The sequence below is a fragment of the Brevundimonas sp. genome (assembly GCF_036677305.1).
GTDB lineage: Bacteria > Pseudomonadota > Alphaproteobacteria > Caulobacterales > Caulobacteraceae > Brevundimonas.
This window is the reverse complement of the sequence record NZ_JAKFEB010000059.1, coordinates 1-6,496: the sequence shown is the minus strand read 5'-3', so window position 1 is coordinate 6,496 and position 6,496 is coordinate 1. Positions and strand designations below refer to the sequence as shown.

General features: G+C 71.5%; 6 protein-coding genes and 1 pseudogene. 3 read left to right on the top strand and 4 right to left on the bottom strand.

Annotated features, from left to right (window positions below):
* Nucleotides 1–843, top strand: a pseudogene (locus tag V6M42_RS03615) (chromosome segregation protein SMC); the annotation flags it as partial.
* A gap of 44 nt (nt 844–887) precedes the next feature.
* On the opposite strand, the gene V6M42_RS03610 reads toward V6M42_RS03615, so the two are convergent.
* On the bottom strand, nt 888–1,616 hold the full coding sequence (locus V6M42_RS03610) for a WecB/TagA/CpsF family glycosyltransferase (RefSeq protein ID WP_332677213.1): 729 nt from the start codon (nt 1,614–1,616) through the stop codon (nt 888–890).
* Nucleotides 1,617–1,663: 47 nt separating this feature from the next.
* On the opposite strand from V6M42_RS03610, the gene V6M42_RS03605 reads away from it, so the two are divergent.
* Both V6M42_RS03605 and V6M42_RS03600 read left to right on the top strand, forming a co-directional pair.
* Entirely contained in the window at nt 1,664–2,131 is a 468-nt protein-coding gene (locus tag V6M42_RS03605) for a surface-adhesin E family protein (RefSeq protein WP_332677211.1), read from the top strand.
* 85 nt (nt 2,132–2,216) lie between these two features.
* Nucleotides 2,217–2,690 (top strand): hypothetical protein, encoded by a 474-nt coding sequence (locus V6M42_RS03600; RefSeq protein ID WP_332657548.1) that lies wholly within the window; start codon nt 2,217–2,219, stop codon nt 2,688–2,690.
* Between the two features lie 4 nt (nt 2,691–2,694).
* On the opposite strand, the gene murG is transcribed toward V6M42_RS03600, so the two are convergent.
* The 3 genes from murG to murD form a co-directional block, all read right to left on the bottom strand.
* Nucleotides 2,695–3,789, bottom strand: coding sequence for an undecaprenyldiphospho-muramoylpentapeptide beta-N-acetylglucosaminyltransferase (gene murG / locus V6M42_RS03595; RefSeq protein WP_332677209.1), 1,095 nt, complete (start codon nt 3,787–3,789; stop codon nt 2,695–2,697).
* A 172-nt stretch (nt 3,790–3,961) separates the two neighbouring features.
* A complete protein-coding gene (locus V6M42_RS03590) occupies nt 3,962–5,140 on the bottom strand; it encodes an FtsW/RodA/SpoVE family cell cycle protein (protein WP_332657565.1) in 1,179 nt (392 codons plus the stop codon).
* Nucleotides 5,134–6,496: UDP-N-acetylmuramoyl-L-alanine--D-glutamate ligase (murD, locus tag V6M42_RS03585; RefSeq protein WP_332677208.1), on the bottom strand; the 1,363-nt coding region annotated here is incomplete at its 5' end. The genes murD and V6M42_RS03590, both read right to left, overlap by 7 nt.

Genomic DNA, 6,496 nt, shown 5'->3' with positions numbered 1-6,496 from the left:
GCGGCCGCCTCCACGGCGCGCGAGGCGCGCGCGGGGCTGGCCGCGCGGTCGGAAGCAGCGGCCGAACGACTGTTCGAGGCCACGGCCAATGTCCGCGAAACCGCCCAGATGTCGCCCGAGGAACTGGGCCAGAAGCTGACCGACGACGCCATCGCCCGCCCCCCCGACGCCGCCGGCGCCGAAAGCCTGCTGTTCGGCCTGGAGCGCGAGCGCGAAGCCCTCGGCGCCGTCAATCTGCGCGCCGAGGACGAGGCGGTCGAATACGGCGACCGGCTGCAGACCATGAAGGTCGAGCGCTCGGACCTGACCTCGGCCATCGCCAAGCTGCGCGACGGCATCGACGAGCTGAACGCCGAGGGCCGCGAGCGGCTGGTGGCGGCGTTCGACGTCATCAACGACAATTTCAAGAGCCTGTTCGAGGCCCTGTTCGGCGGCGGCCAGGCCGAGCTGAAACTGGTCGAGAGCGACGATCCGCTGGAAGCCGGTCTTGAGATCTACGCCTGCCCGCCCGGCAAGCGGCTGGCGGTGATGAGCCTGATGTCAGGCGGCGAGCAGGCCCTGACGGCGGCGGCCCTGATCTTCGCCGTCTTCTTGGCCAACCCGGCCCCTGTGTGCGTGCTGGACGAGGTCGACGCCCCGCTGGACGACGCCAACGTCGACCGCTTCTGCCGCATGCTGGACGAGATGCGGAAGCGGACCGACACCCGCTTCATCGTCATCACCCACAATCCGGTGACCATGAGCCGGATGGACCGCCTGTACGGCGTCACCATGCCCGAGCGCGGCGTGTCGCAGCTGGTCAGCGTGGACCTGAATCAGGCGGAAGAGATCGTGGCGGCCTAGGCCTTTCCATCCGTGCATCCCCGCGAAGGCGGGGATGCACGGTTTTATGGGCGCGAGCCCAGCACTTCCGTCTTCACAAACCAGCCGAAGATGGCCGGCCCCTCGATCACATAGCGGCGGAACATGCGGCGCGGCTGGCTGAGCAGACGGTACAGCCACTCCAGCGACAGCTGCCGGAATATGCGCGGCGCGCGCTGCTGGCGGCCGGTCAGGAAATCGACCGAGGCCCCGACGCACAGGGCTGCGCCGGTCTTCCGCCCTGCGGCGCGCAGGGCGTGGGCGAACAGCTCCTGTTTGGGGAAGGAGACGCAGGCCAGCAGGACGTCCCACTCCGCGCTGGCCGCGGCCTCGACGGCGGCGGTCCAGCCGGGCGTTCCCGGGGTCAGCATGGGGGCCTCGATCCAGCGCAGGTCGAGGCGCGGGTAGCGGGCGGCCAGATCGTCGAAGGCGGCGTGATCGGGCCCGAAGACCGCGATCACCAGCCCCTCGGCGGCCGGCGAGGCCAGCAGGTCGGCGGTCATGTCCGACCCCGGATAGACCGGCAGGGCCATCCCGCGCAGCCGGGCCAGATGGGCCAGTATCCGGCTGTCGCAGATCTTCAGATCGGCGCCCTCATAGACGTCGCGCGAGACGCGGCCGTCCATCAGCTTGATGACGTGGTCCACATTGGGCGTGACGACATAGCCATAGGGTGCGCGCGCCATGCCGAGGACGCGGTCCAGCATCGCGGGCCGATCCCCCTCGGCGAAGTCGAGCGTCATGAAGCGCGTCATCGGGAGAGCCTAGTCGCGTCCCGGTCAACGCGCGGTTACGATGGCGTATGAAAGCGATCCTGCCGGCCATCCTGAGCGCAGCCCTGCTGGCCTCGCCCGCCTGCGCCCGGCCGCAACAAGACCATCGGCTTGTGCTGACCGGCGTGGGCCGGTTCGCGGTGCTGGCCGACCTGTCGACCATCTCCCGGGACGGCGACCGCGTCCGGATGCGCAGCCTGCAGGTGACCGAGGAGGATTTCCAGGCGGGCGGGCAGACCTACTGGGGCGGCTGGTCGTGGTGGAGCTTCGACTGCGCCGCGCGAACCGCCGACCGGCTCGACTTCGTCTCGGTGCGCGAGGGCGGCGCCGAGGGGCCGGCGACGCCGGACCCGGCCCCGGCCTATGACGCCGCGCCCGGCGGCGATGCGGCGGAGCTGCTGGCCGTCGCCTGCGATCCGGCCGCCGCGGGCGAGGCGGACGCCGACAATCTGGCCGACGCCGTTCGCGTGGGGCGCGCAGCCCTGGCAGGCCCATAACCAGACATTGAATATGTATTTCAAATGCTTCCGGGACTCGCATAGCGCCGCTTTTTGGACATAATCGCGATCCGGAGGCGCAATCATGAAACTATTCGACATCTGTCTGGCGGCGGCGATGGCCGCTGTGATCCCCGCGGCCGCTTCGGCCCAGGACGCCACACAAGGGCCGGACGAGCCCATGCGCCAGCTCTTCCAGACGCCGGGCGCCGTCGCCTTCATCACCACGCCGAAACCGGGCGAGGCCGGCCATACCCAGGCCTGGACCTGGCTGTTCCTGAAACAGGCCATTCCGGGCGGGGCCAATACGCTGGCGCTGGAATGGGACATCGACTGCGCGGCGGGCACCGTCCGCACGGTGCGCACCGCCGTCTATCAGGACGCGACCTATGTCCGGACCGACGCCGGGCCAGCCGCGGGGGCCGCGCCGGCGGCGGGCACGCCCGGCGCGGTGACGATGGGGGCCGCCTGCGCCGCGGAACGTCCGCGCACCCGTCCCCTGCCCACCCTGGCCGCGGCGCGCGCCTCTGCGGCCGAGATCTTCGCCGCCCAGCCCTGAGGGATCAGGCCGGGCGGGCCGCCGCCTCGACCATATCGGCCAGGGCCCGCGTGGCGTCCGGCAGGGCGGCGGAGCGAGCGCCCGCGCTCATGGCCGACAGGCGGGCGGGATCGGACAGCAGCGGCAGCAAGGCCGCCGTCAGGGCCTGAACCGTCACATCGTCCTCCAGCATCACCTCGGCCCCGCCGGCGTCGGCGAGGCTGAGGGCGTTGAAGCGCTGGTGGTCGTCCATGGCGATCTTGAGCGGGATCAGCAGCGAAGGCACGGCGGCCACCGCCAGCTCCGAACAGGTCGAGGCGCCCGCCCGGCCGATGACCAGATGCGCCGCCGACAAACGGTGCGCCATGTCGCGGAAGAAGGGCGCGACCTCGGCGGCGATCCCGGCCTCCAGATAGATCTGCTGCGCCGCCTCCAGCGTCTCGGCCCGGGACTGCTGCTGCACCTTCAGCCGGGCGCGGATCGCCCCGGGCAGGGCCGCCAGCGCCCGGGGCGCGGTCTCGGCCAGGATGCGGGCGCCCTGGCTGCCGCCGGTGACCAGGACATGGATCGGGCCGTCCGCCGTCGGCGGGATCCAGACGCGATCGTACAGGGCGCGGATGTCGGGCCGCACCGGGTTGCCGACCAGGGAGACGCGCGCGCCCAGCCCCTGCGGGACCTTCTGCAGATCGGGGAAGGACGAGGCGACGGCGCCGACATAGGGCGCCAGCCAGCGGTTGGTGCGTCCGAGGACGGCGTTCTGTTCATGCAGCAACGTCGGCCGCCGCTGGCTCAGCGCCGCGATCAGGGCCGGCGCCGACGGATAGCCGCCGAAGCCCACGACCACGGCCGCGTCCAGCCTCTTCAGCGCCTTGCGGGCCTTGAGCACGCCGCGTGCGATGGCCACGCCGGCCTTCGCCATGCCGATCGGGCCGCGCCCGGTGGCGGCGTCCAGCGCGATCCGCTCCTCGGCGGGGAAGTTGTGGGCATAGGCCTCGCCGCGATGATCGGTGGCCAGGACGATGCGCCAGCCGCGCGCCTGAAGCTCGCGCGACAGGGCCTCGGCGGGGAACATATGGCCCCCGGTGCCCCCGGCGGCGACGACGCAGACTTTGGATGTCATCGCCCTTCAATATCCTTTCGTCATCCTCCGGCAAGCCGCGTCTTCGCGGCGCAGACCGGGGGACCCAGCGGCGCCCAAGGCGACCTGTTCACGCACCGGGTCTGCGGCAGGTTCGCGCTCTCGCGCGCCGCTGGGTCCCCCGGTCTCGCTACGCTCGCCGGAGGATGACGACTTAGGGCAAAATCCGCCGGCCCTGCGGCAGGCTGGCCCCCGGCTCGTAGGCGCCGGGGCGGCGGCGGGTCAAGGCCAGGGCGAGGCCCATGGTCAGCCCCATGGCCAGCATCGACGAGCCGCCATAGCTGATGAAGGGCAGGGTCATCCCCTTGGTCGGGATCAGGTTCAGGTTCACCGCGATGTTGATGCAGGCCTGCAGGCCGATCAGCATGAACAGCCCCGCCGCCGCCGTCTGCTCGAACGGATCGGTCAGCTTCATGGCCCGCCGCATCCCCCGCACGACGATGAAGGCGTAGAGGCTGATCATGGCCAGCGACAGCACCAGGCCGAATTCCTCGGCGCCGACGGAATAGATGAAGTCGGTGTGCAGGTCGGGCACGGAGCGCTTCATCACCCCCTCGCCGACGCCGCGTCCGACAAGGCCGCCGGCGCGGATGGCTTCGGAGGCGCGGTCGATCTGGTGGGTGTCGGTGGTCTCGGGCGACAGGAAGCGGCTGAGGCGGTCGCGCATGTGGCTGAAGGTGAAATACAGGCCGACCACCCCGGCCATGCCGGCGGCGGCCAGGGCCGCGACCCACTTCAGCGGCACCCCGGCCATGAAGAAGACGGCCATGAAGGTGGTGGTGATCAGCAGCGTCTGGCCGATGTCGGGCTGGATCAGCAGCAGGCCCACGGTCAGGGCCCAGGCCCCGAAGGCGATGCTGACGCCGGGCACCCCCTGCCCCTTCTGGGCCTCGGAGAACATCCAGGCGGCGCAGACGATCAGGCTCGGCTTGGCGAATTCGGACGGCTGCAGGCTGAACGGCCCCAGATTGACCCAGCGAGCCGCCCCCTTCACCTCATTGCCGATGAACGGCAGGGCGGCCATGACCACGATGGCCCCGAGCAGGGCCAGCAGGGCGATCCGGCGCACCCCGCGCGGCGACAGCAGCGACGCCAGCAGCATCAGCACCGTCCCGCCGGACGCCCAGACGATCATCCGCCAGGAGTAGTGGAAGGGGTCGCTGATCGACTGGTCCGCCAGAATGGCCGCCGGGCTGGAGGCGAAACTCAGCGACACGCCCAGCGCCACCAGCGTCAGCGCCGCCGCCAGCAGGCCGCGGTCGACGGTCCAGAACCACTTGGCGATCGGGCTCTGGTCGTTGCGCGAGAAGGCGGGGCTGTAGTCGGTCATGATGCGCGAGCCAAAGAGGCGGGGGGCGTGGCGCCGAGGGCCAGGACGGCGGCGCGGAAGGCCTCTCCTCGCGCCTCGAAGTCGGGATACTGGTCGAAACTGGCGGCGGCGGGCGACAGCAGCACGACCTCGTCGCGTCCGGTCGCGGCGGCGGCCTCCGCGGCGGCCTTCACGGCGCTGGCCATGTCGCCGCTGATCCGGTGGGGGGTGTCGCCCAGCCGGGCGGCGAACGGCCCCGCCGCCTCGCCGATCAGGAAGGCCTCGACGACGCGGGGGAACAGGTCCTCCAGATCGTCGATCCCGCCGGCCTTGGCGCGACCGCCGGCGATCCAGAAACTGCGCTCATAGCTGGCCAGCGCCTGCCGCGCAGCGTCGGCGTTGGTGGCCTTGGAGTCGTTGACGAAACGGACGCGGCCGAGGCGGGCGACCTCCTCCATGCGATGGGCGAGGCCGGGGAAGGTGAGCAGGCCGGTGACCGCTGCTTCATGGCTGACGCCCAGCGCACGGGCGGCGGCGTATGCGAAGGCCGCGTTCTGGGCGTTGTGGCGGCCGGGCAGAGAACGGGCCGGAGCGAGATCGACGGTGACGCCGTCGGCGGCCTGCAGCCTGCCGCCGCCGGCCGTGATGTCCGCAGCAGCTCCCGTTGTGCTGACAGTCCGGGCGCGTCCCAGCCGGGCGGCCACACCCTGCCCCCAGCTCTCGTCCACGCCGACCAGCGCCAGTCCGTCCGGCCCCTGCGCCGCGAAGATCCGCGCCTTGGCCGCGACATACCCCTCCATCCCGCCGTGCCGGTCCAGATGGTCCGGGCTGACATTGGTCAGTATCGCCACATCGGGGGCGAAGCCGGTCGTCAGGTCCAGCTGATAGCTGGATGCCTCGATCACATAGACCGCGCCCGGCGTCGGCGCGGGCAGGGCCAGCACGCCGATGCCGATGTTGCCGCCGACATGGACCGTCAGCCCGGCCTGTTTCAGCACCCAGCCGATCAGGGCCGTCGTGGTCGACTTGCCGTTGGTGCCGGTGATGGCGACGACCTTGGGCCGCTCCCCCTCCGGCAGGGCGGCGATCGCCCGCGCGAACAGTTCGATGTCGCCGATCACCTCGACGCCCACCGCCTTCGCCTTGCCGACCGTCCAGTGCGGCTTGGGATGCGTCAGCGGCGCGCCCGGCGACAGCACCAGGGCGGCGAACCCCGACCAGTCGGCGCCCGTCAGGTCCTCGACCGCGAACCCTTCGGCCTCGGCCTGCATCCGGCTGGAGACGCTGTCGTCCCACAGAACCGGCAGGGCCCCGCCGGCCTTCAGGGCGCGCGCAGCCGTCAGTCCCGACCTGCCGAGGCCGAAGACCGCGATCCTCCGC

Bases quoted from the DNA above. Each gene is read 5' to 3' on its own strand.
- V6M42_RS03610 (WP_332677213.1), bottom strand. From the start codon at position 1,616: ATGACGCGCTTCATGACGCTCGACTTCGCCGAGGGGGATCGGCCCGCG.
- V6M42_RS03605 (WP_332677211.1), top strand. From the start codon at position 1,664: ATGAAAGCGATCCTGCCGGCCATCCTGAGCGCAGCCCTGCTGGCCTCG.
- V6M42_RS03600 (WP_332657548.1), top strand. From the start codon at position 2,217: ATGAAACTATTCGACATCTGTCTGGCGGCGGCGATGGCCGCTGTGATC.
- murG (WP_332677209.1), bottom strand. From the start codon at position 3,789: ATGACATCCAAAGTCTGCGTCGTCGCCGCCGGGGGCACCGGGGGCCAT.